Source organism: Flavobacterium sp. LC2016-12, assembly GCF_015351595.1.
Lineage (GTDB): Bacteria > Bacteroidota > Bacteroidia > Flavobacteriales > Flavobacteriaceae > Flavobacterium.
On sequence record NZ_JADKPT010000016.1, the window covers coordinates 60,760 to 87,436 of the forward strand.

General features: G+C 33.5%; 25 protein-coding genes and 4 tRNA genes. 3 read left to right on the top strand and 26 right to left on the bottom strand.

Translation table 11 applies throughout. The features are described from left to right. Positions 1-229 precede the first annotated feature (229 nt). The 17 genes from rpoB to IRZ99_RS19715 form a co-directional block, all read right to left on the bottom strand. Positions 230-4,042 (bottom strand): DNA-directed RNA polymerase subunit beta, encoded by a 3,813-nt coding sequence (rpoB, locus tag IRZ99_RS19635; RefSeq protein WP_056205349.1) that lies wholly within the window; start codon positions 4,040-4,042, stop codon positions 230-232. Positions 4,043-4,307: 265 nt separating this feature from the next. Continuing rightward, positions 4,308-4,679 carry a 50S ribosomal protein L7/L12 gene (gene rplL / locus IRZ99_RS19640; protein ID WP_007807437.1) on the bottom strand — a complete coding sequence of 124 codons (372 nt, stop codon included), beginning with the start codon at positions 4,677-4,679 and terminating at the stop codon, positions 4,308-4,310. An 88-nt stretch (positions 4,680-4,767) separates the two neighbouring features. After that, the gene (gene rplJ / locus IRZ99_RS19645) at positions 4,768-5,271 is read right to left on the bottom strand and encodes a 50S ribosomal protein L10 (protein WP_026985794.1); all 504 of its coding nucleotides are present in this window, start codon (positions 5,269-5,271) and stop codon (positions 4,768-4,770) included. A 22-nt stretch (positions 5,272-5,293) separates the two neighbouring features. Beyond that, the gene (gene rplA, locus IRZ99_RS19650) at positions 5,294-5,983 is read right to left on the bottom strand and encodes a 50S ribosomal protein L1 (protein WP_055094620.1); all 690 of its coding nucleotides are present in this window, start codon (positions 5,981-5,983) and stop codon (positions 5,294-5,296) included. A 13-nt stretch (positions 5,984-5,996) separates the two neighbouring features. Further along, a complete protein-coding gene (gene rplK / locus IRZ99_RS19655) occupies positions 5,997-6,434 on the bottom strand; it encodes a 50S ribosomal protein L11 (protein WP_007807442.1) in 438 nt (145 codons plus the stop codon). 67 nt (positions 6,435-6,501) lie between these two features. After that, the gene (gene nusG, locus IRZ99_RS19660; RefSeq protein ID WP_026985793.1) at positions 6,502-7,053 is read right to left on the bottom strand and encodes a transcription termination/antitermination protein NusG; all 552 of its coding nucleotides are present in this window, start codon (positions 7,051-7,053) and stop codon (positions 6,502-6,504) included. Between the two features lie 10 nt (positions 7,054-7,063). Next, positions 7,064-7,261, bottom strand: a complete 198-nt coding sequence (gene secE / locus IRZ99_RS19665; protein ID WP_008466927.1) for a preprotein translocase subunit SecE — start codon at positions 7,259-7,261, stop codon at positions 7,064-7,066. Positions 7,262-7,279: 18 nt separating this feature from the next. After that, positions 7,280-7,350, bottom strand: a tRNA-Trp gene (locus tag IRZ99_RS19670). 60 nt (positions 7,351-7,410) lie between these two features. Beyond that, positions 7,411-8,598: an elongation factor Tu gene (gene tuf, locus IRZ99_RS19675; RefSeq protein ID WP_007807448.1), complete on the bottom strand. Its 1,188-nt coding sequence runs from the start codon at positions 8,596-8,598 to the stop codon at positions 7,411-7,413. Positions 8,599-8,653: 55 nt separating this feature from the next. Continuing rightward, positions 8,654-8,725: transfer RNA gene (locus tag IRZ99_RS19680), tRNA-Thr, on the bottom strand. Positions 8,726-8,815: 90 nt separating this feature from the next. Next, positions 8,816-8,896: transfer RNA gene (locus tag IRZ99_RS19685), tRNA-Tyr, on the bottom strand. A gap of 54 nt (positions 8,897-8,950) precedes the next feature. Continuing rightward, positions 8,951-9,024, bottom strand: a tRNA-Thr gene (locus IRZ99_RS19690). Positions 9,025-9,125: 101 nt separating this feature from the next. Beyond that, entirely contained in the window at positions 9,126-9,428 is a 303-nt protein-coding gene (gene hpf / locus IRZ99_RS19695; protein ID WP_194659064.1) for a ribosome hibernation-promoting factor, HPF/YfiA family, read from the bottom strand. A gap of 32 nt (positions 9,429-9,460) precedes the next feature. After that, a complete protein-coding gene (locus IRZ99_RS19700; protein WP_194659067.1) occupies positions 9,461-10,354 on the bottom strand; it encodes a tyrosine-type recombinase/integrase in 894 nt (297 codons plus the stop codon). A gap of 121 nt (positions 10,355-10,475) precedes the next feature. Next, a complete protein-coding gene (rpsU, locus tag IRZ99_RS19705) occupies positions 10,476-10,670 on the bottom strand; it encodes a 30S ribosomal protein S21 (protein ID WP_026985791.1) in 195 nt (64 codons plus the stop codon). 192 nt (positions 10,671-10,862) lie between these two features. Next, on the bottom strand, positions 10,863-12,005 hold the full coding sequence (locus tag IRZ99_RS19710; RefSeq protein ID WP_194659069.1) for an acyl-CoA dehydrogenase family protein: 1,143 nt from the start codon (positions 12,003-12,005) through the stop codon (positions 10,863-10,865). Between the two features lie 17 nt (positions 12,006-12,022). Then, complete coding sequence (locus IRZ99_RS19715; RefSeq protein ID WP_370527674.1) at positions 12,023-12,721, bottom strand: ComEA family DNA-binding protein; 699 nt, start codon at positions 12,719-12,721, stop codon at positions 12,023-12,025. A gap of 463 nt (positions 12,722-13,184) precedes the next feature. Here IRZ99_RS19715 and IRZ99_RS19720 point away from each other — a divergent pair, with 463 nt between their 5' ends. Then, complete coding sequence (locus IRZ99_RS19720; RefSeq protein WP_194659073.1) at positions 13,185-14,636, top strand: amino acid permease; 1,452 nt, start codon at positions 13,185-13,187, stop codon at positions 14,634-14,636. A gap of 72 nt (positions 14,637-14,708) precedes the next feature. Here the strand turns inward: IRZ99_RS19720 and IRZ99_RS19725 are convergent, their stop codons facing one another. The 5 genes from IRZ99_RS19725 to IRZ99_RS19745 form a co-directional block, all read right to left on the bottom strand. Next, entirely contained in the window at positions 14,709-14,936 is a 228-nt protein-coding gene (locus IRZ99_RS19725) for a PspC family transcriptional regulator (RefSeq protein WP_026985787.1), read from the bottom strand. An 83-nt stretch (positions 14,937-15,019) separates the two neighbouring features. Further along, on the bottom strand, positions 15,020-16,291 hold the full coding sequence (locus tag IRZ99_RS19730; RefSeq protein ID WP_194659076.1) for a DUF2851 family protein: 1,272 nt from the start codon (positions 16,289-16,291) through the stop codon (positions 15,020-15,022). 70 nt (positions 16,292-16,361) lie between these two features. Further along, on the bottom strand, positions 16,362-16,844 hold the full coding sequence (locus tag IRZ99_RS19735; protein WP_194659077.1) for a 3'-5' exonuclease: 483 nt from the start codon (positions 16,842-16,844) through the stop codon (positions 16,362-16,364). Positions 16,845-16,929: 85 nt separating this feature from the next. Further along, positions 16,930-18,291, bottom strand: coding sequence for a pyridoxal-phosphate dependent enzyme (locus IRZ99_RS19740; RefSeq protein WP_194659079.1), 1,362 nt, complete (start codon positions 18,289-18,291; stop codon positions 16,930-16,932). A gap of 47 nt (positions 18,292-18,338) precedes the next feature. Then, positions 18,339-20,321 (bottom strand): putative porin, encoded by a 1,983-nt coding sequence (locus tag IRZ99_RS19745; protein ID WP_194659081.1) that lies wholly within the window; start codon positions 20,319-20,321, stop codon positions 18,339-18,341. 133 nt (positions 20,322-20,454) lie between these two features. On the opposite strand from IRZ99_RS19745, the gene IRZ99_RS19750 reads away from it, so the two are divergent. Then, positions 20,455-21,123 carry a ribonuclease HII gene (locus IRZ99_RS19750; protein ID WP_194659083.1) on the top strand — a complete coding sequence of 223 codons (669 nt, stop codon included), beginning with the start codon at positions 20,455-20,457 and terminating at the stop codon, positions 21,121-21,123. A gap of 76 nt (positions 21,124-21,199) precedes the next feature. Here the strand turns inward: IRZ99_RS19750 and IRZ99_RS19755 are convergent, their stop codons facing one another. The 4 genes from IRZ99_RS19755 to IRZ99_RS19770 all read right to left on the bottom strand — a co-directional run bounded on the left by IRZ99_RS19755 (position 21,200) and on the right by IRZ99_RS19770 (position 24,593). Further along, positions 21,200-22,051, bottom strand: a complete 852-nt coding sequence (locus tag IRZ99_RS19755) for a nuclear transport factor 2 family protein (protein ID WP_194659085.1) — start codon at positions 22,049-22,051, stop codon at positions 21,200-21,202. Positions 22,052-22,296: 245 nt separating this feature from the next. Further along, a complete protein-coding gene (gene lipB, locus IRZ99_RS19760) occupies positions 22,297-22,995 on the bottom strand; it encodes a lipoyl(octanoyl) transferase LipB (protein ID WP_026985780.1) in 699 nt (232 codons plus the stop codon). A 5-nt stretch (positions 22,996-23,000) separates the two neighbouring features. Next, a complete protein-coding gene (locus tag IRZ99_RS19765; protein ID WP_228519130.1) occupies positions 23,001-23,756 on the bottom strand; it encodes a hypothetical protein in 756 nt (251 codons plus the stop codon). Positions 23,757-23,867: 111 nt separating this feature from the next. Then, complete coding sequence (locus tag IRZ99_RS19770) at positions 23,868-24,593, bottom strand: hypothetical protein (protein ID WP_194659087.1); 726 nt, start codon at positions 24,591-24,593, stop codon at positions 23,868-23,870. Positions 24,594-24,915: 322 nt separating this feature from the next. On the opposite strand from IRZ99_RS19770, the gene lysS reads away from it, so the two are divergent. Beyond that, entirely contained in the window at positions 24,916-26,619 is a 1,704-nt protein-coding gene (lysS, locus tag IRZ99_RS19775; protein ID WP_194659089.1) for a lysine--tRNA ligase, read from the top strand. Positions 26,620-26,677 lie beyond the last annotated feature (58 nt).

The window sequence follows — 26,677 nt, forward strand, 5'->3', positions numbered from 1 at the left end:
GTCGAAAGTCGATTGGACTTTATAAACTTTAAGACATTTGACTTTTGACTATAACTACCTCGGGTTACTTCTCTAAACTTCAAACCTTAATTATTTTGAAGTGCTAATTATAAAACGCTTAGGGTTTATATAAAAAATCGGAACGGGTTACGGGTATAAATCCTAAAAACTTCTATAAATGAGTAATCAGCCCCGATAAAAATCGGGACTGACAACTGCCTAATACTTATTATTCTTCTAAACGAATGTCAAGTCCAAGACCTTTCAATTCATGCATCAATACATTAAATGATTCAGGTAATCCTGGCTCTGGCATAGACTCACCCTTAACGATAGCCTCGTAAGTTTTAGCTCTACCAATAACGTCATCCGATTTAACTGTCAAGATTTCACGTAGTGTACTTGATGCTCCATAAGCCTCAAGAGCCCAAACCTCCATCTCTCCAAAACGCTGACCTCCAAATTGAGCTTTACCTCCAAGTGGTTGTTGAGTGATCAACGAGTATGGTCCGATAGAACGTGCGTGCATCTTATCATCAACCATGTGTCCTAATTTAAGCATGTAAATTACACCAACAGTTGCTGCTTGATGGAAACGCTCTCCAGTACCACCATCATAAAGGTGCGTATGTCCGAAACGTGGCACTCCAGCTTCATCAGTTAATTCATTAATTTGATCTAAAGAAGCACCGTCAAAAATTGGAGTAGCAAATTTTCTACCCAAGTTCATACCAGCCCATCCAAGAACAGTCTCATAAATCTGACCAATGTTCATACGTGAAGGTACCCCAAGTGGATTCAATACGATATCTACTGGTGTTCCGTCTTCAAGGAAAGGCATATCTTCATGACGAACGATTCTTGCAACAATACCTTTGTTACCGTGACGTCCAGCCATTTTATCCCCTACTTTCAGTTTACGTTTTTTAGCGATATATATTTTCGCTAATTTCAAGATTCCAGATGGTAATTCATCTCCAACTGTAATAGTGAATTTTTCTCTTCTTAAAGATCCTTGTAAGTCGTTCAGCTTAATTTTATAGTTATGAATTAAATCATTAACCATTTTATTTGTAGCATCATCAGCAACCCATTGACCTTTGCTTAAGTGAGCAAAATCTTCTACTGCGTAAAGCATTTTTTGAGTATATTTTTTACCTTTTGGTAAAACTTCTTCCCCCAAATCGTTCATCACACCTTGAGATGTTTTTCCGTTAACGATCAAGAATAATTTTTCAACTAATCTGTCTTTTAATTCAACAAATTTAGTTTCAAACTCCATTTCTAAAGCGCCTAAAGCATCTTTATCCTGAGTACGTTTACGCTTATCTTTTACGGCTCTTGCAAATAATTTTTTGTCAAGAACTACACCGTGCAAAGATGGAGAAGCTTTTAATGAAGCATCTTTTACATCACCTGCTTTATCCCCGAAGATTGCACGAAGCAATTTCTCTTCAGGAGTAGGATCTGATTCTCCTTTTGGTGTAATTTTTCCGATCAAAATGTCGCCAGGTTTAACCTCTGCTCCAATTCTGATCATACCGTTTTCATCTAAATCTTTAGTAGCTTCTTCAGAAACGTTAGGAATATCGTTTGTTAACTCCTCATTTCCTAACTTAGTATCTCTAACCTCTAATGAATAATCATCAACGTGGATAGAAGTAAAAATATCATCACGAACTACTTTTTCAGAAATTACAATCGCATCCTCGAAGTTATACCCTTTCCATGGCATGAACGCAACTTTTAAGTTTCTACCTAAAGCTAATTCACCATTTTGAGTAGCATATCCTTCTGATAATACTTGTCCAAGAACAACTCTGTCACCTTTTCTTACGATTGGTTTCAAGTTGATACTTGTACCTTGATTGGTTTTTCTAAATTTAATTAAGTTGTATGTTTTTTCATCAGCATCAAAACTTACCATTCTTTCATCTTCAGTACGGTCGTATTTGATAGTAATGATGTTAGCATCAACATATTCAACAGTTCCATCTCCTTCAGCATTAATCAATACTCTAGAATCTGAAGCTACCTGACGCTCTAAACCTGTACCAACAATCGGAGCTTCAGGACGGATCAAAGGAACTGCCTGACGCATCATGTTAGATCCCATCAAGGCTCTATTCGCATCATCATGTTCCAAGAAAGGAATTAATGAAGCCGAAATCGAAGCAATCTGGTTAGGAGCAACGTCTGTATAATGCACTGCTGATGGCTCAACAACAGGGAAGTCACCTTCCTCACGAGCAATAACATTGCTAGCTGTAATTTTACCTGAAGCATCCATTTCAATGTTTGCCTGAGCAATCATTTTTCCTTCTTCTTCTTCAGCACTTAAGTAAATTGGAGTACTTTCTAAATCAACTACACCATTAGTTACTTTACGGTAAGGAGTTTCGATGAAACCCATTCCGTTTACTTTTGCATAAACACCAAGAGATGAAATCAAACCAATGTTTGGTCCCTCTGGAGTTTCAATCGGACATAAACGACCATAGTGTGTATAGTGAACGTCACGAACCTCAAAACCAGCTCTCTCTCTCGAAAGTCCACCAGGTCCAAGTGCAGAAAGTCTTCTTTTGTGTGTAATCTCAGCTAATGGATTCGTTTGATCCATAAATTGAGATAACTGGTTAGTACCAAAGAAAGAGTTGATAACTGATGATAATGTTTTAGCATTAATCAAATCAATTGGTGTAAACACCTCGTTATCTCTAACGTTCATTCTCTCACGAATAGTTCTAGCCATACGTGCTAAACCAACACCGAATTGTTGAGACAATTGTTCTCCAACTGTTCTAACACGACGGTTTGATAAGTGATCAATATCATCAATCTCTGCTTTAGAGTTGATTAACTCAATCAAATATTTTACAATGGTAATGATATCTTCTTTGGTAAGCACTTGCTTTTCCATAGGGATATCTAAACCAAGTTTTTTGTTCATTCTGTAACGACCAACTTCACCTAAGTTATAACGTTGATCAGAGAAGAACAATTTATCTATAATACCACGAGCAGTTTCTTCATCAGGCGGTTCTGCATTACGCAATTGTCTGTAGATATGCTCAACAGCTTCTTTTTCAGAGTTTGTTGGATCTTTTTGTAACGTATTGTGGATAATAGCATAATCTGCTTGATTATTATCCTCTTTGTGTAACAAAATAGATTTTACATTAGAATCGATGATTTCTTCAACATTATCTTTGTCGATAATAGTATCTCTATCAAGGATAATTTCGTTACGTTCGATAGAAACTACCTCACCGGTATCTTCATCAACGAAATCCTCGTGCCATGTGTTCAATACACGTGCAGCAAGTCTTCTTCCAATGTATTTCTTAATACCCGTTTTAGAAACTTTAATTTCTTCAGCTAAGTCAAAAATCTCAAGGATATCCTTGTCTCTTTCGAACCCAATTGCACGGAATAAAGTTGTAACAGGTAATTTTTTCTTTCTATCGATATAAGCGTACATTACACTATTGATATCTGTAGAAAATTCTATCCAAGAACCTTTAAAAGGAATTACTCTGGCAGAATAAAGTTTTGTACCATTTGCATGGAATGATTGACCAAAGAAAACACCAGGAGAACGGTGTAGTTGAGATACTACTACACGCTCAGCACCATTGATTACAAAAGTACCGCTTGGAGTCATATAAGGTATTGTTCCAAGATAAACATCTTGTACAATAGTTTCAAAATCTTCGTGTTCTGGATCTGTACAGTATAGTTTTAACCTAGCTTTTAAAGGCACACTATAAGTAAGACCTCTCTCTATACATTCTTGAATTGTATAACGTGGCGGATCAACAAAATAATCTAGGAACTCCAATACAAAGTTGTTTCTTGTATCTGTGATTGGAAAGTTTTCCATGAAGGTGTTGTATAACCCTTCGTTGCCTCTTTCGTCAGATTTCGTTTCTAATTGAAAGAAATCTTTAAAAGATTTAACCTGAACATCTAGGAAATCCGGATAGTCAGGGATATTTTTTGTAGAGGCAAAATTCAATCTTTCAGTCTGATTTGTTATCATCAATGGACAAAATTTTGATTAAAAAAAAGTAATTTTTTGTGTAAACACACACTGTTTAATCTATACTTTCTTATTATAATCAATACATCTTTAAAAATAAACTAGTAAGAATTCAGTTCAATTTTTTTTCTTCGTATTGATCAAAAACTTTTTCGTATTTTAAACTATTTGAATAATAAAACTTGATATATTTTATTATACGAAAAATGGTTTAGGCCATTGAGTTAACTCAAGACCTAAACCTAGTTCTTAAAACTGAGTTGAATTATTTAAGCTCAACTACAGCTCCAGCTTCTTCTAATGATTTTTTAAGACCTTCAGCCTCTTCTTTAGAAACACCTTCTTTAACGTTACTTGGAGCACCGTCAACTACATCTTTAGCTTCTTTCAAACCTAAACCTGTAAGTTCTTTAACTAATTTTACAACTGCTAATTTAGAAGCTCCAGCTTCTTTTAATACAACTGTAAATTCAGTTTGTGCTTCTTCAGCAGCACCTTCTCCACCACCAGCAGCAACTACTACAGCTGCAGCAGCAGGCTCGATACCATACTCGTCTTTTAATATTGTTGCTAATTCGTTAACTTCTTTAACTGTTAAGTTAACTAATTGTTCTGCGAATTGTTTCAAATCTGCCATTTTTTCTATCGTTTAAAATGATTTGTAAAATATAATTTATTTATTGTGCGCTAATTAAGCAACAAGGAATAATCCTTGTTTTGAATTATTATGCTTCAGCTTCTTCTTCGCTACCAGCGAATTTGTTTTGTAAAGCAGAAATAATTCTTTGTGCTGGTGATTGCAATAATCCAATAAGTTCTCCAAGAAGTTCTTCTTTAGATTTAATAGTTGCTAATGCATCTAATTGATCATCTCCAATATAAATTTCAGAATTAATATAAGCTCCTTTTAATACAGGTTTAGCTGATTTTTTTCTGAAATCTTTAATTATTTTTCCAGGTGCATTTGCAACATCTGAAATAAATATAGCACTATTACCAGTCAATACTGAAGGTAAATCACCATAGTCATTAGCAGAAGCTTCCATTGCTTTTGCAAGCAAAGTGTTTTTTACAACCTCTAATTTTATACCTGCTTTAAAGCAAGCTCTTCTCAAGTTTGAAGTTGTTTCTGCATTTAATCCAGAAATATCAGATACATAAATAATATTTGTACCAGCTAACTGTGCAGTTAAATCTTCAATCGCGATTGATTTTTCTTCTCTAGTCATACTAAAAATTATTAACTACCAATTATACTGCTTTAGGGTCCAATGCAATTGCAGGACTCATAGTGCTTGTAAGGTGAATACCTTTAATGTAGGTACCTTTAGCAGCAGTTGGTTTAAGTTTGATTAATGTTTGAATAATTTCGTGTGCATTGTCATAAATTTGTTCAGCTCCAAAAGAAACTTTACCAATTCCTGCATGTACGATACCAGTTTTATCAACTTTAAAGTCAATTTTACCAGCTTTTACCTCTTGAACAGCTTTTGCAACATCCATAGTTACAGTACCTGTTTTAGGGTTTGGCATTAAACCTCTAGGTCCTAAAATACGACCTAATGGACCTAATTTACCCATAACAGCTGGCATAGTGATGATAACATCAACATCTGTCCAACCATCTTTAATTTTTTGTAAATAATCGTCAAGACCTACATAATCAGCTCCAGCTTCTTTAGCTTCCGCTTCTTTATCTGGAGTAACCAATGCTAATACTTTAACGTCTTTACCAGTTCCGTGAGGTAATGTAACTACACCTCTAACCATTTGATTCGCTTTTCTTGGATCTACACCCAAACGAACTGCGATATCAACAGACTCATCAAATTTTGCAGAAGCTATAACTTTAATCAATGCAGCTGCATCTTTTAAAGAGTATAGTTTGTTCTTTTCAATTTTTGAAGCAGCCTCTTTTTGCTTTTTTGTTAATTTTGCCATTTCTTTCTCTTAATTAAAAAGGAGCATCTCCTGATACAGTTATACCCATAGATCTAGCAGTTCCAGCGATCATGCTCATTGCAGATTCGATTGTGAATGCATTTAAATCTACCATTTTATCTTCAGCAATTGCTTTGATAACGTCCCAAGTAACACTAGCTACTTTTTTACGATTTGGTTCACCTGATCCAGACTTTAGCTTTGCAGCTTCCAATAATTGGACAGCAGCTGGAGGAGTCTTAACAACAAAATCAAATGATTTGTCTTTATACACAGTAATTTGTACTGGGCATATTTTGCCAGGTTTATCTTGTGTTCTAGCATTGAACTGCTTACAGAACTCCATGATATTAACCCCAGCAGCTCCTAAAGCAGGTCCGACCGGTGGCGACGGATTCGCAGCACCTCCCTTAACTTGTAGTTTAACTACCTTACTAATTTCTTTAGCCATTTTTTAAAAAATTTAACACCACAATTATTGGAAGCAATTGTAGTGGTTATTATAGATGTAACAAAAATTATACTTTTTCAACTTGCATAAAACTTAACTCCAATGGTGTTTTTCTTCCGAAAATCTTAACCATAACTTCAAGTTTACGCTTTTCTTCATTGATTTTTTCAACCGTTCCGTTAAATCCGTTAAAAGGACCATCGATCACTTTAACAGTTTCTCCTAAGTTGAATGGAATAGCACGAGTATCTGTATTAACAGCTAACTCATCTACTTTACCTAACATACGATTTACTTCAGATAATCTTAAAGGAACAGGTTCTCCTCCTTTAATCTCTCCCAAGAAACCAATTACACTTGTAATAGACTTAATAATATGAGGTATCTCACCAATTAAATTGGCTTCGATCATAACATATCCAGGGAAATAAACTTTATCCTTAGACATTTTTTTTCCTTCTTTTACAGTAACTACTTTTTCTGTAGGCACTAAAACTTGGGAAACGTAATCACCCATACCTAGTCTGGCAATCTCAGTTTCGATGTAAGCTTTGACTTTATTCTCTTGTCCACTTACAGCTCTAACTACGTACCATTTTTTCACATTATTATCTGCCATCACAAAAAAATTATCCTTTTAACCAGTTAAAAAATCCAGCCAAAGCTTTTGCAAAAAATTCGTCTACTCCCCATGTTGCCAAAGCGAATAGAATCGAAAATACAGCCACAACAATTGTCAATTTTTGAACCTCAGCCCAAGCTGGCCAAGTAACATTTGACTTTAACTCTTCGAAAGCCTCTGATAAATAATTAGTAACTTTTGTCATTTGATATATTTTATATTGCACGGGCGGAGGGATTCGAACCCCCATCAACGGTTTTGGAGACCGCTATTCTACCCTTGAACTACGCCCGTAATTAAAAGCCAGTGATTTCGGTTAAGAAAATCAACTGGCTTTTTATAATATTTATAGGATTATCCTACGATTTCAGTAACCTGACCTGCACCTACAGTTCTACCACCTTCACGGATAGCGAAACGTAAACCTACACTCATAGCGATTGGGCTTAATAAAGATACATTGATAGTTAAGTTATCTCCTGGCATTACCATCTCTACTCCTTCTGGTAAAGTAATAACTCCTGTTACGTCAGTTGTACGCACGTAGAACTGTGGACGGTAGTTATTATGGAATGGAGTATGACGTCCACCTTCTTCTTTTTTCAAGATATAAACCTCAGCTTTGAAAGTAGCGTGTGGTTTTACTGATCCTGGCTTAATGATAACCATTCCTCTTTTGATAGATTCTTTATCAATACCTCTTAACAATAAACCTACGTTATCTCCAGCTTCACCTCTATCAAGGATTTTACGGAACATCTCAACTCCTGTAATAGTAGAAGTCAATTTATCAGCTCCCATACCAATGATTTCAACTGGATCTCCTGTATTAGCAATACCTGTTTCGATACGACCTGTAGCAACAGTTCCACGACCAGTAATTGTAAATACATCTTCAACCGGCATCAAGAATGGTTTAGCAACGTCACGCACTGGCTCTTCGATCCAAGCATCAACAGCTTCCATTAATTCAATGATTTTTGGTACCCAAGCAGGATCATTATTCAATCCTCCTAAAGCAGAACCTTGAACAACAGGACCATTATCTCCATCATATTCGTAGAAAGATAATAAATCTCTAATTTCCATTTCAACAAGCTCTAACAATTCAGCATCATCAACCATATCCACTTTGTTCATGAAAACAACGATTCTTGGAATACCAACCTGACGACCTAAAAGGATGTGCTCACGAGTTTGTGGCATTGGACCATCTGTAGCAGCAACTACTAAGATAGCTCCGTCCATTTGAGCAGCACCAGTAACCATGTTCTTTACGTAATCCGCGTGACCTGGACAGTCAACGTGAGCGTAGTGACGGTTAGCTGTTTCATACTCTACGTGTGATGTATTAATAGTAATACCTCTTTCTTTCTCCTCTGGAGCGTTATCGATTTGATCAAACGATTTTGCTTGACAGTAACCTGCATCAGACAATACTTTTGTAATTGCAGCAGTTAATGTAGTTTTTCCGTGATCCACGTGTCCAATTGTACCTATGTTTAAGTGCGGTTTGGAACGATTAAAATTCTCCTTTGCCATTTTACTTAATTTTTAATCTTAGTTATATATTAATTTTCAATTTCCTACTTACTTGAGCCAACTACGGGAATTGAACCCGTGACCTCTTCCTTACCAAGGAAGCACTCTACCCCTGAGCTAAGTCGGCAGAGAGTTCTGATTTTAGATTTTTGAATTTAGATTTCAGATTTTACAAATCCTAAACCTACAATCCGAAATCTTAACTTCTTTTTTTTTGTGGGGAGAGCAGGATTCGAACCTGCGAAGTTCACACAGCAGATTTACAGTCTGCCCTCGTTGGCCGCTTGAGTATCTCCCCTTTATCTTATCAATAATTGCATGAACAATTTCAAATCGCATTTGAAATATTTAGAGCCGGCGGAGGGACTCGAACCCACGACCTGCTGATTACAAATCAGCTGCTCTAGCCAACTGAGCTACGCTGGCAATATCAATAAAAAAGTCCGCTATTTCTAACGGACTGCAAATGTAGCTATTTTATCTTTGTATCAAAACATTTTTTGAAAAAAATTTTCAATTATGTTCAATTATACATGTGCTCTTATTTTTTCTTTCCTTTTTACTAGTAAACGCTCTAAAGATTCTGCCGAAAGTTCAACTGCCTCTTCAAATGTCTTACACTGCTTTTTAACCAAAAAATCATCTCCAGGAACATTAATCTTTATCTCAACAGCTTTATTCTCTTTATCACTTGTTCTTTCAACTTTTAAAAAAACATCAGCCGAGACAACTCGATCGTAATACTTTTCCAACTTATCCATTCTCTCTTGAATAAAATCCACCAACTTTCGGTCAACAGTAAAGTTAACTGCATGAACATCTACCTTCATAATATTAATTTTATGGTTAAACATTAGAAGTATTATTTATTTCTAGGATGAGCATCCCCGTATACTTTTTTAAGCTCCGCTAAACTATTATGAGTATAAACTTGCGTAGATGCCAAACTCGAATGTCCTAATAACTCCTTAACTGAATTTAAATCTGCCCCGTTATTTAGCAAATGAGTCGCAAAAGTATGCCGAAGCACATGTGGACTTTTTTTCACCTTTTCAGAGACTCTACTAAAGTAAGAATTAATTAATCGATACACAAAAGATTCACTTAATTTTAATCCTTTTTTTGAAATAAAAAAATAATCCGCATCTACAATATTTTCAACCGAATCCCGCTCATTAAGATACAACTTAAACTGATCAGCAATAATCGGCAAAAGAGGAATAATTCGTTCCTTATTACGCTTACCCAAAACCTTTATCACATTCGAAGCCAAATCCACATTACAAATCATTAAATGAATTAATTCCGCACGCCTCATTCCAGTTGCATAAAACATATCCACAATGAGCTTGTCACGAACCTCTTCAAAACCAACAGGAATTCCCATCTGCCCAATCAAATCAGAAAGCTCTTTTTCAGAAAATGGAATTTGAATAATTTTAGGAGTCTTCAAAGCTTTATGCTTCAACATCGGACTCACCTCTATTTGTTTCGTTTTTAAAAGAAATTTATAAAACGCCTTCAACGAAGCCATTTTCCTATTCACGGAAACATTTGAAATATCCTGATCTACCAAAGAAACGATCCAACTCCTAATTTGGCTGTAATTTACTTTCTCAATATTTTCCTGTTCAAAATTCTCCTTATTATAAGCCTCAAAAAAAGCAATATCATTCAAATAAGCATTAACCGTATGTGGCGAATATTTTTTCTCCAACTGAAGATAATCACGAAATGCATCTTTATTAGACTTCATTACAATATTTTTTTTTAACTCAGATTACACCTTATATATACATCATCTCAAAATTAAGCATAAAAAAACCGTTAGTATCAAAAATTTGACACTAACGGTAATTATTTGTGAAAAGCTAACACTAACTTTCTAAACCATCTCTCATGTTTTGAATGTAAGCCGCTTTTTGAATTTGAGCTCTTTTGATAACAGAAGGCTTAATAAAAGCAGTACGTGCTCTTAGTTGACGAACAGTTCCTGTTTTATCAAATTTTCTTTTATAGCGCTTTAATGCTCTATCGATATTTTCTCCGTCTTTAATTGGTATAATTAACATAATATAGACACCTCCTCTCGTTAAGGGTGCAAAAGTATATATTAATTTTGGATTACCAATGATAAATCTTGATTTATTTTAGAGAAAAAAAGAACAAAAAATAAAGAGATAGATTATAGCTCAAATTCTTTATTCTTTATTCTTTATTCTTTATTCTTTATTCTTTATTCTTTATTCTTTATTCTTTATTCTTTATTCTTTCAACAAATTTCTAGATATAACTAACTTTTGAATTTCAGTAGTTCCTTCTCCAATTGTACATAATTTAGAATCCCTGTAAAACTTCTCTACCGGAAAATCTTTTGTATAACCATAACCACCATGAATCTGCACCGCTTCATTAGCTATTTTCACACAAGCTTCTGATGCATACATCTTAGCCATCGCACCTAGTGTGGTTACAGGTTTATGTTGTTGTTTCAAAAAAGCCGCTTTGTGAAGTAACAATTCTGAAGCTTCTATCTCAGTAGCCATATCAGCCAATTTAAATGAAATTCCCTGGAAACTACTAATTGGCTGTCCAAACTGATACCTTTCTTTAGAATATTTCAAAGCAGCTTCATAAGCACCTTTTGCAATTCCTAGCGACAAAGCTCCAATTGAAATTCGGCCACCGTCTAATATTTTCATTGCCTGAACAAATCCCTGACCCACTTCACCTAATCTATTTGCATCGGGCACGTGGCAATTATCAAAAACTAACTCAGCAGTTTCACTGGCACGCATTCCTAATTTATTTTCTTTTTTTCCTGAAGTAAATCCTGTCATTCCCTTTTCAAAAACAAACGCAGTCATTCCTTTTGAATCTCCTTTTTCCCCAGTGCGTACAATAACCACTGCAATATCACCTGAAATCGCATGCGTAATAAAGTTCTTAGCTCCATTTACAATCCATGAATCACCATCTTTAACTGCAGTAGTATTCATACCTCCTGCATCAGAACCAGTATTATGTTCTGTTAATCCCCAAGCTCCAATATATTCAGCCGTTGCTAATTTAGGCAACCATTTTTTCTTTTGTTCTTCGTTACCAAAAGTCAAAATATGATTAGTACATAATGAGTTGTGAGCTGCAACTGACAAACCAATTGAAGGATCTACTTTTGATATTTCTTCTACAACGGTAATATATTCATGATATCCTAATCCAGATCCTCCATATTCTTCAGGCACTAAAACTCCCATAAAACCCATTTCTCCCAATTTTTTAAAAAGCGGAACTGGAAAAATTTGCGCTTCATCCCATTCCATTATATTAGGTCTAATGTTTTTTTCGGCAAAATCCTTAATAGAATCTGCAATCATTGACTGTGTTTCGTTGTAATCAAAATTCATTGTTGGCTGTTTTTTTTTTAGAACTCCAAATATAAACTAATTATTTTTGCTTTTTCAACAGGAAAACCTTTAATTTTTGACAAATCCTCAATATTTTTAAAATTTCCGTTCATACTTCTATAAGTTACTATTTGTTTAGCCAATGCATATCTGAAATAGGAAAACTGAGATAATTCTTTTAAAGAAGCATCATTTATTGCTATTTTTTTTAAACTTGCCGGCACTATTACTTTGAAATGAGCATTCAATTCGACAATAACTTCAGGCGAAAGTCCCCAAATATCATTCATTTGCTCCATAGCAACAAAACACCCTAATACTTCTCTCTGCTTTAATATACGTAAAGATAGAGCTTCACCAATACCATATATTTTAACCAAATCATCGTGAGTTGCCTCATTTATATTTAAAATTACAATCTTTTCCTTTTTCAAATCCGTTTTCCTGATAAATTCTTTTTTTTCTGTTTTGAAATTATTCTCTTTTTGAATCCAGTTGGGAAACTTAAATAAAGGGGAAATATTTTTTAATAAAGAATCGGAAATTTTAGTGACTTGTTGAAACTCCTCCGCAGAGTTCACGAATTTATTTTCATTTCTAAAGGTTAAAAGCCTATCAATTTCCTGAGTAGACATTCCAAGCTTATAGCCTTTATAATCCGTAATGAAATTTGGATTAAAAAGATAGACCTTGGGTTTCTCTTTATCTTTAACCAATTTTAGAGAATCAATTTCTGATTGCAAAGACATCCATTGTTCTTTTTCCGGAAAGGTTTTTTCAGGCAAATTAAAGTCAGCATAAAAATAGACCAATTGCAATAGTATAATGATTGCAAAAAGTAAAAAAATTCCTGTACGTTGCTCTCTTGTAAATTTAAAATATATTGCGAGCGTTTTAAAATTAGTCATTAAAATAAAGTTTTCAATCGTTTTAAAAGATCAAATTAAGTAATAAATCATTAATTTATTAGGAAAAATAGTAAAAATTTTATTCTGTATTAAATTATTCAATCCGCATTAACATTCTAATTAAATTGATGAATTTCAGTACTTAACAGCTGTAAACTGGCTATTTTGCATATTTTTTTGATATTTTATAACTTAAAACAATATAATTGTTTTTATTTTTTATAAAAAACGATACATTTGGAGCTTAATAACAATAAACCAATATAATAGTATGTCAATTTGGAAAACTAAACCTCTTTCGGTATTGCTCGGTGAAGCATCCGAATCTGAAAAAGGACTAAAAAGAACCTTATCTTCACGTTCGCTTGTTGCACTTGGAGTTGGAGCAATTATTGGAGCGGGACTATTTTCGCTAACAGGAATTGCAGCAGCTGATCACGCAGGTCCGGCGGTAACAATTTCTTTTATTTTAGCAGCTGTAGGTTGCGCATTTGCAGGACTTTGTTATGCTGAATTTGCATCAATGATTCCGGTTGCGGGTAGTGCATACACTTACTCTTATGCTACGATGGGTGAATTTATGGCTTGGATTATCGGTTGGGATTTAGTTTTAGAATATGCTTTGGGTGCTGCTACCGTTGGTGTGAGTTGGTCCCGGTATTTACTTGAACTTCTTGCAAAGTACGGAATACATTTACCGCCTGACTTAATTTGCTCACCTTGGGAAACTCTGACACTTAGCAATGGAACTGTAATAAATGGAGGAATTGTAAATTTACCAGCAATATTCATTGTTTCATTACTTTCTTTATTATTAATAAAAGGAACTCAAGAATCGGCTTCATTAAACAATTTCTTAGTTGTTATTAAAGTTGCTGTAGTTATCATTTTTATTGTTTTAGGATGGAAATTTATAGATCCTACAAACTATACTCCTTACATTCCTGAAAATACTGGTGTTTTTGGCCAATTTGGCTGGTCTGGAATTGCCGCCGGAGCTGGTACCGTATTTTTTGCCTTTATTGGTTTTGATGCTGTATCTACAGCTGCTCAAGAAGCTAAAAATCCACAAAAAGGAATGCCAATTGGTATTTTAGGATCATTGATAATCTGTACACTTTTATATGTATTGTTCTCTCACGTTATGACAGGACTTGTACCTTATTATAAATTCGCAGGAGATGCAAAACCTGCTGCAACTGCTTTTGCTGTTACAGGATACGACTTTTTACAAACAGGTTTAATTGTAGCTATTTTAGCTGGTTATACTTCTGTAATGTTAGTAATGCTTATGGGACAAAGCCGTGTTTTCTATACAATGAGTAAAGATGGTTTATTACCTCCTTTCTTCAGTGAAATTCACGCTAAATTCCGTACTCCTTGGAAAACAAACCTTTTCTTTTTAGTATTCGTAAGTTTATTTGCAGGACTTGTTCCTGTAAGTGATCTAGGACACATGGTAAGTATTGGAACTTTATTAGCGTTTGTATTAGTTTGTATTGGCGTAATGGTTATGCGTAAGAAAATGCCAGATGCACCAAGAGCTTTTAGAACTCCATGGGTTCCTTTTGTGCCGGTTGCAGGTATTGTAATCTGTTTAGCATTGATGTATTCATTACCAAATGAAAGCTGGGCTAGACTTGTAGTCTGGATGGCATTAGGTATTGTTATATACTTTGTTTACGGTAAGAAAAACAGTAAATTAAACAATCCGGATAAATAATATTCCAGATTAAAACATAAAAAAGGATCATATAATTTTATATGATCCTTTTTTTATGCTTGAAAATTACTTTTATAAATCAAATACCGAAGTTCGCTTTGCTCTAATTAAATCTTTTAGGCGAATCCAGAATGCTAAGGTCAGATAAATTCCGAAACCTAAACCGGCTGTTACAAATGAAATATAAATAAAAAACAATCGTACACTCGTAACACGCATTCCGAGTTTATCAGCCAAGCGCGATGAAACATGAAATCCATATTTTTCAAAGAAAAATTTAAGTTTTAAAATTGCTGACATTTCTAATTTTAGATTTTAGATTTTAGATTTTAGATTTTAGACAAAAATACAAAATTATCTAATTACCACATTTTCTAAATTATCTAATTCCTCCTAAGTAATTCGACACCAATTGCACATTTCAAACAAGCTTTATTGTTGCAATATTCATTTTTGAGTTCTAATAACGTTTGAGTTTCAAATGCATTTTTTGAAAGAACTCCAAAGCTTTTAAATTTATCTATAATAGCATTTTTTTCAGGAGAAACCTCATTCATAAATATAATGAGATCTTCAGCATTGGACTCTCCTATTTTATTTGAATAAGCAAACTGCAAAGGAATAATGGTATTTACAATCAACAAGTCTATAAACGATTTTGATAAAGGTTTTGACTTCTTCGGACTCTCTTTATCAAACTGATAATGATTTTCCCAGTATAAGCTTGTTTTAATGCTTAATAACCTATAAACATCCTTAGCAGACTTTAGCACAATTACTTTAGAAAATAAATTCTGATGTTTATTGTATAAGCTCCCTAATTGAGAAAGCCGTATTGTTGGAAAATTATCAGGGCGATGCTTAAAAAACTGCAATGGATCAGTATAGACCTTACCTAGTTGGTATTTGTGCAAAAGATAAAAATATCTAATTTTCAAATCATTGAAATACAAATCTTCTTTTTCCAAATCCAATAAACCAGAAGTTCCCAAAAGCAGTGCTTCAAGATTTTCGATTTCGAAACTTTCTTTTCTAACAATAGAAAACGGAATTGATTTAGCAATTTGTAAAAAAGTATTCCCATTGGTATTCAATCCAAAATTCTTTGCTAACAAAGAGAATAAGACAGACTCCCAGTCTCCCTTTTTTTCTTCTAATAAATCAAAAATAAACTTTGATTTTCTTTCCAGACGTTCAAAAAACAATCTTTCCTGCCAATTTTTAAAAACAAATTCATCTATTTGAGTAATTTGTTTTTCACATGAAATCCAGGATTTTGGGGATACTAAAGAATGATAATTATTTAGGATTTCTGCTGAAACATAATCTTTCAGAACCAAAACAGGAATTTCTGTATTGTTTTTACCAAAGATCTCTGTATCATGTTCCCAAACTACATGTAGAATGACATTTTCATAAGCCGGATCTTTTTCATGATGATGTACATACCAATCGGATGATTTTAAATGGATTTCAACATTACCAGCCCATTTCTGAGTTCCAATTTTAATCTGGGCGTTAAAAAAATCAGGACCTGAAATTTCTAAATAATCTCCTGCTTTAATAATTACAATTGGATCATTTTGAGTTGTTCTTAAATTCAGCGTTTCGAACTTCTTGAATTTCCAGAGATAGTGAAGAAAGTCTTCTCTCATTTTTAAGTCTATGTTTAAATTACAAAAACTTAAAAATAATTAAAAATAAGTATTTTCTTACTTAAAAAATTTACTTTAACATATATAGTTTCGCGCATGCACGAGCATCAGATAAAGCTTCATGATGATTTAACTGAATTTTCATTTCACGACAACAATCACTTAGTTTGGTTGGCTTTAATCCTTTTGCCTTGTAGATTTTAACTGTACATTCCCAACGAGCTGCGATATTCAAATCTTCATATTGCAAACCGTAAAGTGCCATTGATTTCATCAATACATTTCGATCAAAACTTTCATTGTGTGCTACGACAACCCTATTTTTCAATCTTCTTTCAATTTCAGGAAATACCTGAGAGAACGATTTTGCATTAACCGTATCACGAGGATAAATGCCATGAACCTGAATCGTAAAGGGATTATATATATTATTTGGCGGCTTAATTAAAGTAACAAATTCGTCAACAATAACTCCGTTTTGAACAGTAACTATTCCAACAGAACAAGGATGATAGCCCGTAGCGGTTTCAAAATCTATGGCAGTAAAATTCATTTTTAAAATATTTCAGCTAAAAAAATCCATAAATCAAAGTCTTAAAAACTCTGATTTATGGATTTATAATGTTATTAAAATTGTCTTATTTTATAGATCCGATAATATCATATTTTGTAATAATATGATGTTTTCCATTTCCTAAATCTACCAAAACAGCGTCATTTTCTTTAGTAAACAATTTAGAAACTTCTTCAATTGTAGTACCTAATTTTACAATTGGAAAAGGCTTGCCCATTACTTCTTTGATTGGTTTTTCGGCAACATTTTTATCCGCAACATAACTTCTAAACAAATCTGTTTCATCTACAGAACCAACAAATCCATTAATATCAACTACCGGAATTTGAGAGATTTTATACTTACGCATACGTTCGATAGCGTGCGATACTAATTCCTCGGTACGAACAACAATCAATTCTTTATCAATATGATCTTTTATCACATCTTCTGCTTTCGTTACGTTTTCTTCTAAAAATCCACGTTCGCGCATCCAGTCGTCATTAAACATTTTACCTACATAGCGGCTTCCTGAATCGTGAAAAAGAACTACAACAACATCTTCAGGCTTAAAATGTTCTTTAAGCTGTAAAAGTCCTTTAATACAAGCACCTGCAGAGTTTCCAACAAAGATTGCTTCTTCCATGGCAATTTTTCTTGTATAAACAGCAGCGTCTTTATCTGTTACTTTTGTAAAACCATCAATTAATGAAAAGTCAACATTTTTTGGCAAAATATCTTCTCCAATTCCTTCTGTAATATAAGAGTAAATTTCGTTTTCATCAAAAATTCCGGTTTCATGGTATTTTTTAAAAACAGAACCGTAAGTATCAATTCCCCAAATTTTGATGTTAGGGTTTTTCTCTTTTAAATATTTTCCAACTCCCGAAATAGTTCCTCCGGTACCTACTCCTACAACAAAATGAGTGATTTTTCCGTCGGTCTGTTTCCAGATTTCTGGTCCGGTTTGCTCGTAATGTGCTAATGAATTGGATAGATTATCATATTGATTTACGTACCAGGAATTTGGTGTTTCTTCTGCTAAACGTTTTGAAACGGAGTAATAAGAACGCGGATCCGTTGGCTCAACATCAGTAGGACAAACTACAACTTTGGCACCAACAGCACGCAAAATATCCATTTTTTCTTTTGACTGCTTGTCTGATATTACGCAAATCAATTTATAACCTTTGATAATTGCGACAAGTGCCAATCCCATTCCGGTATTTCCAGAAGTTCCTTCAATAATAGTTCCACCCGGTTTTAATCTGCCGTCTGCCTCTGCGTCTTCAATCATTTTTACGGCCATTCTGTCTTTTACAGAATTTCCAGGATTAAAAGTTTCGACTTTTGCCAATACTAACGCATCGATTTCAGCAACAATTTTGTTGAGTTTTACTAATGGCGTATTACCAATTGTTTCTAAAATATTGTTTGAAAAGTCCATTTTATGTTTATTTAATATGTGGTTCTAAAATCTAAATAGTCCTATTTTTATTGGAAGAAGTTCCAAACTAAACCAAATCGGATAACAAAATCACGATAAGGATTATTAGGTGCCGAATAATAATCGCTTTTTGCAAATAAGGCATTAATATGTTCTGCTTTTAAGTAAAATCGGGTTTGACGAATTCTGGCATTTACAAAAAGATCAAATAACGGATAACCTCCAATTTTTTTCGCATCCTGAACAAAAAATTCACCTATAACAGGATTATAATCATTTCCGTAATATTTGGTAAAATAATTAAATACAACGCCAGTCTGCATATATAATGCCTTTTTGAAAAAGTAACTAGAATAGTAAAACGTATTTCTCGTTACAAAATCAGGAACATTCAAAATCAAATCTGACTGATCTACTTTTTGATATAATAATGTATTGTCAAAGCCGAACGGTCCAAATTTAAATTCTTTACTAGCTTTTATAGACAAATAATTAATTGCATTTCCGTATTGTGCCGGCTTTATAATTTGAGTATATGCCAAAGCCTCTGCCGGGCTGGAGTCATCTTTAAAATACAAGTGATCTTTTAAAACAGAATATTGAACTTCAGCATTTAACCAAGGTGTAAAAACATTGGCACTTAGCTGGTTGATTTTTTCATTCTTAAAACTGTTAGACCAATTATATTCAACATAACTGCTTTGATACAAATTATAGTTATTATTTGGCAACTTATTTAAATTTCTATATCTGAAATCGAATTGAATTTTCTCATTTAAATCATACCTCAATTTGGCATCAAGATCAGAAAGAGATTGATTTGTGATTGATCTCGTATATAAAAAACGGCCATTCCATTTGTTTTTCTGATATTCATATTGTCCTCCTACATTATTAATCTGCAGAAATAAATTATCCGGAACCGATGTACCATCACCGTACACTATAATTCTGTCGTATTTATAATTTGATCTGTAATCATCGACAAAAAAATTAAATTTCCCAAGAAGTGAATTTTCGTAAGCAAGTCCAACCTTATTGTATAATTTCTCAAAACGAGTCTCATCATTTATATTACCATTAGCATACGATTCTCCAAAACGTTGAACTTGTACACTAGGCCCAACCGTTGGTGTTACAGTCGAAAGTAGCGTTGGTTGCAAGTATTGAAAATATTTATATTCGTAATTAAATTGATGCGTTACATACAAATTATTACTCCCATCTTTTGGATTTACTCTAAATGCATGATCAAAAAAGAAACGTCTTCCTTTTAATAATGATTCCGCATCAGTCAAAAACACTTGTAAACGCTGACGGTTTTTAAAATCCGGATCTTCACTTTCAAAATTTTCAGTATTTGTAATTCCGCCATTTTCTTCATTTGTAATATCCTGAAATGTAAAATGAGCGTTTAAGACATATCTTTTATCTGTTGTAAAATAACTTGTTGTAAATCGAAAATTTCCTGCACTAACCAACTGGTTTATATAATCTCCTTCAGAACGCAATCCTCTGTAAGCAGCAGAAAAATTAAGATTCTTTGAAGTATTTAATGTAATAAATGAATCTAAATTTTGTCCTTTGTTTATAGTGGTGTTAAAAAATATTTCTGTTAAAGGAGTTGCAACTGAATAATATCGAATATCACTAACCTCCATGTAATCAAAATGTTTTCCTTTGAAACCAATTTCAGGATATGGAGAATAATCCGTTAAACCATATTGTATTGTATTGTATGTTTGTCCAATGTTAGAAAATGGCAAAAGTCCAAAATTATCTTTTCTTAAATAGTTTTGCCTGTAAGCACTTTTTAATGTTAGTGACGTATCTGCAATTATTGTATCGTGCTCTAATGTATAAATCTGATATTGCTCTATCTTTGCAATTAGAGACTTTTTCTTTTTTACTGTATCCGTTATACTAGAATATTTTGTATTCATATCTAAACTGTTCTTTGAACTAGTTTTTTCCTGAGAAAACAATAACGTGGGTACAATTAATAGATATAGAAAAAAGAGTATTCTCATTTGATAGCTTTATATGTAATTATTTCGGCAAAATTTATCAAGCAAAGGTAAAAGATAAAAACGTATAAAAAAACAAATCATTGCCATTGAGAAGTTTTCATTTCAATTATATTTGTCTTTAAAATTAAGTAAAATGCTAGAAAAAAACTATTCGGGTTTTATTTTAGAAACCGGAACTGACGAAGCCGGCCGTGGATGTCTGGCTGGGCCCGTTACTGCTGCCGCAGTAATTTTACCTGCCGATTTTGAAAATACAATTTTAAACGACAGTAAACAATTATCTGAGAAAGATAGATTTCTTTTAAAACCAATCATCGAACAATACGCTGTTTGCTATTCGGTCACGCATTTATTTCCTGATGAAATTGATGAAATTAATATTCTGAATGCTTCTATGAAAGGCATGCAGGAATGTATTTTAAAATTAAAACAAAAACCTGATTTCATTATTGTGGATGGAAATCGCGCATTGAATGCAAAATTAGGTTTAAAAAATACCTTTGGAAAACAATTTTCTGTTGAAGAAATCGAACATTTAAAATCAATTCCGAATCAGAGTATTATAAAAGGAGACGGAAAATTCTTAAGTATTGCTGCGGCATCGATATTAGCGAAAACGTACCGCGACGAATATATGGAACAAATTCATCACGAATTCCCTATGTACAACTGGAAAAAAAACAAAGGCTATCCCACCAAAGAACATCGGGAAGCGATTCGAGAACATGGTACTACAAAATATCACAGAATGAGTTTTAGACTTTTACCCGATCAATTAGAACTTGATTTTTTTGAATTATAAAAAAGGCTTATCAAAATTGATAAGCCTTTTTGTTTCGAATAATTTGCATACTGAAAGTCGTTAACTTCCAATAATTTTATTTTTTGCTTTTTAAGAATTCTGCAAACTGCTTCGTATCAAAATAAAAAGGTCTAATTGCTGTAATTTTTCCGTTTTTCAGATCGAAATGTTCTGAAATTGGCACAGACATTGTTTTTCCTGATTTTTTTGCTTTGCATTTTATAGTGAAATAAATAATCACTTCATTTTTAGAAGCATCGCTAAAGTAAACAGGTTCTTTTTCTATTTCCAAATCAAAAAACTCAGCTGATTTTGCATACATTTTAGTCCATTCGCTAAAACCAACATACTTTCCGCCGTAAGGCAATCCTTCAGCCTGATTGTAAATTGCTCCCTCTTCAATTACAGTTGCCATTGCGGTAAAATCTTTGGTTTTAAAAAGGCATTCGTAATATTTTGCTACAACTTTATAATTATCCGCTTCAAGATTTTGTAGAATTTCAGCTTCTGACAAAGTAACTTCCTGATCCCAAAAACCAATAATTTTGCTCACCTGGCCTTTTCCATTTAGTCGGGCAAAATCACGGCCGGCCATTATTAGTTTATTTTTTGAATCGAGAATTTTCCAATCCCAGCTTACATAATTGTCTTTTACCACTTTTGAACCTGAGCTCAATATAGCATCCGGATTTTTTTTATAAAACTCGTTGATGACATTATTCAAGGCAACAGAACCTTTTATAGATGCAGAGGGATCTTCAAAAGTACTGTCATCGAGCCAAATTGTTTTTATTAATTTTAATCGTGCATCGCTATTACGCTCTTGCCAAACTTTTTCATAAACCGTAATTGGATTTAATTTTTCTTTCTTTTGAGCAAAAGCATTGTTTAAGGTAAAAAGGAAACAAATAAAGTAGATTTTTCTCATAAGCTATAAAATTAGATTTGGTTAAAGTTTCATTAAAAGTATTCTAGCAAATTACGTATAAAAATGGCACAAAATTGCTGGGGCCGATAATTTACTAACAATTCAAAATCTTGGTTCTTTACAAATGCTCTTTACATTTTCAATAATTTTATCAAACAAAAATGAAAAAAAGCTGAAGAAAATAACAATTTAAAATCATTATTTTTTCAGCTTTTTACTATTTATAGCTAATTAAAGAAACCTCATTAAACAAATTCCGCTTCAAATAACTGCGTCAAATGTTTTATGATTTTGGCCTTAACTTCATCTTCATCGACTTTTTCAACACCAAGTTCTACTTGTAGTGATGTAACTCCTTTTCCGCGGATTCCACACGGAATAATATTATCAAAATATCCTAAATCGACATTTACATTTAAGGCAAATCCGTGCATGGTTACCCAGCGTGAAGCACGTACACCAAGTGCACATATTTTACGTGCAAACGGCGTTCCAACATCCAGCCAAACACCCGTTTCACCTTCACTTCGTCCGCATTTTAAACCGTATTCTTCTAAAGTCAGAATAATTGATTCTTCGAGAAAGCGCAAATATTTATGAATATCCGTAAAGAAATTCTCTAAATCCAAAATTGGATAACCTACAATTTGTCCTGGTCCGTGATAGGTAATGTCTCCACCTCGATTGATTTTGTAGAAGGTTGCTCCTTTTGCTTCGAGCTGTTTTTCGTTTAATAACAGATTTTCTAAATCACCACTTTTTCCTAATGTATAAACATGTGGATGTTCTACAAACAGCAAATAATTTGGAGTCTCTAACTCCAATTCTTCTCTTCTATTTTTGATTTTTAAGTCGACTATGTCTTTAAAAAGTTCTTCCTGATATTCCCAGGTCGATTTATAATCTTTACTTCCTAAATCTTGAAGTTGGATTTTTTTATTCATTTTAATTATTTTTCAAACTCAACATCAAAGTTAAGCTTGTCAGGATTCTCCATATAATCCGTGAAAGGGTATTGAATTGTAATTGTTTTTCTATCCTCGCTAAACAATGCAGTAGGGTTTGAAACCTTTTTTACACGTTTAGGAAAATGATATTTAATAACATAGTTAGACGAAGCAAACATCATTTTTGACATGTCTGCGGTCGAATCTGCAGGTTTCTCTGTGAGTTTCTGTTTGTCAATAATTGCTTTACGTGTAAATTTCTTTCCGTCATACGTATAACTTAGCTTGCTTTTATTGTCTCCCAAACCTGCAAACGGTGTTGCCGGAGCAGTGCCGCCTTCCAGTTTTTGAAGCGTACTCATTGATTGCAATATATCTTGTAATTCGTTTACATTTTTAAAATCAGTAGAGATGTTCATTAAGAACTTTTTTTGCTCTCCATTCATTTTTATATTGAAAACAAAATTCTCTAATTTTTTAATTTCTTTCTGTGCTTCAGGAGATAATTTTGAAATACTATCTTGTTTTTCAGCAATTAATTGTTTGAAAGTAAAAGTAGAATCGATATTTTTTTTAGCATCGGCTCCCATTTGATTTCCTAGTTGATCACCTGCCATTTCCATCAAAGCAGAACCATCCATATCTACAGAATATATTCCGGTTCCATTGTCATTAATGTACATGTTTTCAGTAAAAGTACAGCTTGTAAATGTTGCCACTAAAAAAGAAAAACTAAGTAATTTATATAATTTCATCATGGTTAATTTTTTATCAAAGATACGAAGTCTATTTTGTTTTTAAAGATTCTGAGATTCTAAGGTGCTGAGTTTTTATCGGAGTGACCTCAAATCTCTTTTTAATCTTTTTATCTAGTTGCTTTGTTCCAAAACAACTTCTAAATTCGTCGTTTCAGGATTTTGCAAGCAATCTGAAAGTTGAAATTCTAAAGTAAATGATTTTTTATCTGGACTGATAATGGCTCTCTCATTTGAAACTGATTTTATTTTTCTTGGAAAATGATATTTTAAAGTATAAGTCTGCACCAATTTATATTTGGCGTAGGTTTTTTTTCTTTCTTCAAGCATTTTTTTATTCTTTTCAAATTCTTGCTGATCAACAATAACTAAGTTTCTTTTAAAAACAGATCCGTCGAAAGTGTATTTTATTTTAAAAAATTCTTTTGAAACCGGATAATTCTCTTTTAAAGAATTTGCTAAACTAAGACTCTCATACACATTTGGTAGTTCTTCTATTTTTTTAAAGTCGGAAGAAATTACATTAAAATTTTCCATTTGAATTGGATCTAACTTTACATGCATTTTAACGTTGGCATGTTCCTGAAAAAGTGCCTGATCCGCTTTATTAAATTTCACAAACGTTTCCTTATACTTTGTGATATAATCCTGAAAAACAAATAGTGTATCTGTAAATTTTTCCGAGCCTGAAAGAGGATGTCCTAATTGCATATAGCTATTTTCATCTCGTAATTGAAAAACTTCAATACTTCCGCTTCCGTCCGGATTGATTTTTATGGTTTCGGTAATTTGACAGCTTGAGATTAAGAGTAAGAGCAGAATGGCTTTTATATAATTCATTTTTTGGAGGGTTCTGAGGTTCTGAGTTGCTAAGATACTGAGGTTTTTCTTTAATTTCTTACAGAAATGTTTTTTTCGCGCACAGTCTTGTGATGATTGCTTAAAAACCCCAACTAAAACTTCTTTTGAAAACCAAAACTTCTAGTCTAGCCCCGATAGCAGCGGTATCCTTTTTTGCTTTTTCTGCAAAAAACATACAAGTGGATAGCGGGACTGAACGTGATTGAAATACGATAAATTGCTGCTTCAAAAAATCTAAAACCTTCATTCTGAAATCTACATTCTTTTCTTTATCTTTGCACACTTAAAAAAAGAGCACAAAATGGCATTATCAGAACAAGAAATCATTAGAAGAGAAAAACTTCAAAACTTACGCAACTTAGGAATCAATCCTTATCCGGCTAATCTTTTTCCAGTAAATCATACTTCAAAGCAAGTGAAGGAATCGTTTGAAGAAGGTAAGAAGGTAATCGTTGCGGGACGTTTGATGAGTGTTCGTGATCAGGGTAAAGCTTGTTTTGCTGAATTGCAGGATAGCGAAGGACGTTTACAATTGTACGTGAATCGCGATGTTTTGTGTGAAGGTGATGATAAAACATTATACAATACGGTATTTAAAAAATTAACTGATTTAGGTGACTTTATTGGTATTGAAGGTGAATTGTTTACTACGAAAGTGGGTGCGCAATGTATTCGTGTTGAAGGGTTTACTTTCTTGAGTAAAACATTACGTCCGCTTCCTTTACCAAAAGTAGATGAAGATGGAAACGTTCACGATGCGTTTAATGATGCAGAATTACGTTATAGAATGCGTTATGTTGATTTAACAGTGAATCAACATGTTAAGGAGACTTTCATTAAACGTACAAAGTTATTCACTGCAATGCGTGGTTATTTTAACGATGCAGGGTATCTTGAAGTTGACACTCCTGTTTTGCAGTCAATTCCTGGTGGTGCTTCGGCAAGACCTTTTATTACGCACCATAACTCGCTTGATATTCCGCTTTACATGCGTATTGCGAATGAATTATACTTAAAAAGATTAATTGTTGGTGGATTTGAAGGTGTTTATGAATTCTCTAGAAACTTTCGTAACGAAGGTATGGACAGAACGCATAATCCTGAATTTACCGCGATGGAAATATATGTAGCCTACAAAGACTACAACTGGATGATGGAATTTGCTGAAGGTTTACTTGAGCATTGTGCGATTGCCGTAAATGGAACTAGTGAAGTTACTTTTGGCGAGCATAAAATCAACTTTAAAGCGCCTTACGCTCGTGTTACGATGACGGATTCTATCAAACATTTTACTGGTTTTGATATTTCCGGAAAAAGCGAAGCCGAATTGTTTGAAGCTGCAAGAGGAATGGGAATCGACGTTGATAAAACAATGGGTAAAGGAAAACTGATTGATGAAATTTTTGGCGCTAAATGCGAAGGAAATTATATTCAGCCAACTTTCATTACAGATTATCCTAAAGAAATGTCGCCTTTGTGTAAAGAGCACCGTGACAATCCGGAGCTTACAGAGCGTTTTGAATTGATGGTTTGTGGTAAAGAAATCGCAAATGCTTATTCTGAATTGAATGACCCAATTGATCAGCGTGAGCGTTTTGAAGATCAAATGCGTTTGTCTGAAAAAGGCGATGATGAAGCGAACGGAATTATCGATGAAGATTTCTTAAGAGCTTTGGAATACGGTATGCCTCCAACATCTGGAATGGGAATTGGAATGGATCGTTTGATTATGTATTTAACAAACAATGCATCGATTCAGGAAGTTTTATTGTTTCCGCAAATGCGTCCGGAGAAAAAACAAGCTTCGATAGAACTTTCTGATGAAGAGAAATTTATCGTAGATTTATTGAAAGGAAATGAAAACAAAATGGATCTTCAGCAATTAAAAATTACTGCGAATTTAAGCGGTAAAAAATGGGATGCATCTATGAAAAATTTATCTAAACACGGTTTGACTAAGGTTGCTGTGGAAGGTGAGTTTAAATTTGTGGAGTTGGTGGAATAATTAAAAAAAAACCAATTTTAAAATTCAAAGCAGGAATTTAATAATATTCAAATCCGAC

What these genes read in the sequence shown, in the direction of transcription:
- rplA (WP_055094620.1), bottom strand. Translation starts at nt 5,983, where the DNA reads ATGGCAAAATTAACAAAAAAGCAAAAAGAGGCTGCTTCAAAAATTGAA.
- IRZ99_RS19745 (WP_194659081.1), bottom strand. Translation starts at nt 20,321, where the DNA reads ATGAGAATACTCTTTTTTCTATATCTATTAATTGTACCCACGTTATTG.
- IRZ99_RS19710 (WP_194659069.1), bottom strand. Translation starts at nt 12,005, where the DNA reads ATGAATTTTGATTACAACGAAACACAGTCAATGATTGCAGATTCTATT.
- IRZ99_RS19730 (WP_194659076.1), bottom strand. Translation starts at nt 16,291, where the DNA reads ATGAGAGAAGACTTTCTTCACTATCTCTGGAAATTCAAGAAGTTCGAA.
- tuf (WP_007807448.1), bottom strand. Translation starts at nt 8,598, where the DNA reads ATGGCAAAGGAGAATTTTAATCGTTCCAAACCGCACTTAAACATAGGT.
- IRZ99_RS19755 (WP_194659085.1), bottom strand. Translation starts at nt 22,051, where the DNA reads ATGAGAAAAATCTACTTTATTTGTTTCCTTTTTACCTTAAACAATGCT.
- IRZ99_RS19750 (WP_194659083.1), top strand. Translation starts at nt 20,455, where the DNA reads ATGCTAGAAAAAAACTATTCGGGTTTTATTTTAGAAACCGGAACTGAC.
- IRZ99_RS19700 (WP_194659067.1), bottom strand. Translation starts at nt 10,354, where the DNA reads ATGAAGTCTAATAAAGATGCATTTCGTGATTATCTTCAGTTGGAGAAA.
- IRZ99_RS19740 (WP_194659079.1), bottom strand. Translation starts at nt 18,291, where the DNA reads ATGGACTTTTCAAACAATATTTTAGAAACAATTGGTAATACGCCATTA.
- IRZ99_RS19720 (WP_194659073.1), top strand. Translation starts at nt 13,185, where the DNA reads ATGTCAATTTGGAAAACTAAACCTCTTTCGGTATTGCTCGGTGAAGCA.
- rplK (WP_007807442.1), bottom strand. Translation starts at nt 6,434, where the DNA reads ATGGCTAAAGAAATTAGTAAGGTAGTTAAACTACAAGTTAAGGGAGGT.
- lysS (WP_194659089.1), top strand. Translation starts at nt 24,916, where the DNA reads ATGGCATTATCAGAACAAGAAATCATTAGAAGAGAAAAACTTCAAAAC.
- IRZ99_RS19735 (WP_194659077.1), bottom strand. Translation starts at nt 16,844, where the DNA reads ATGAATTTTACTGCCATAGATTTTGAAACCGCTACGGGCTATCATCCT.
- rplJ (WP_026985794.1), bottom strand. Translation starts at nt 5,271, where the DNA reads ATGACTAGAGAAGAAAAATCAATCGCGATTGAAGATTTAACTGCACAG.
- rplL (WP_007807437.1), bottom strand. Translation starts at nt 4,679, where the DNA reads ATGGCAGATTTGAAACAATTCGCAGAACAATTAGTTAACTTAACAGTT.
- rpsU (WP_026985791.1), bottom strand. Translation starts at nt 10,670, where the DNA reads ATGTTAATTATACCAATTAAAGACGGAGAAAATATCGATAGAGCATTA.
- nusG (WP_026985793.1), bottom strand. Translation starts at nt 7,053, where the DNA reads ATGGCAGATAATAATGTGAAAAAATGGTACGTAGTTAGAGCTGTAAGT.
- hpf (WP_194659064.1), bottom strand. Translation starts at nt 9,428, where the DNA reads ATGAAGGTAGATGTTCATGCAGTTAACTTTACTGTTGACCGAAAGTTG.
- rpoB (WP_056205349.1), bottom strand. Translation starts at nt 4,042, where the DNA reads ATGATAACAAATCAGACTGAAAGATTGAATTTTGCCTCTACAAAAAAT.
- IRZ99_RS19765 (WP_228519130.1), bottom strand. Translation starts at nt 23,756, where the DNA reads ATGATGAAATTATATAAATTACTTAGTTTTTCTTTTTTAGTGGCAACA.
- secE (WP_008466927.1), bottom strand. Translation starts at nt 7,261, where the DNA reads ATGACAAAAGTTACTAATTATTTATCAGAGGCTTTCGAAGAGTTAAAG.
- IRZ99_RS19725 (WP_026985787.1), bottom strand. Translation starts at nt 14,936, where the DNA reads ATGTCAGCAATTTTAAAACTTAAATTTTTCTTTGAAAAATATGGATTT.
- IRZ99_RS19770 (WP_194659087.1), bottom strand. Translation starts at nt 24,593, where the DNA reads ATGAATTATATAAAAGCCATTCTGCTCTTACTCTTAATCTCAAGCTGT.
- lipB (WP_026985780.1), bottom strand. Translation starts at nt 22,995, where the DNA reads ATGAATAAAAAAATCCAACTTCAAGATTTAGGAAGTAAAGATTATAAA.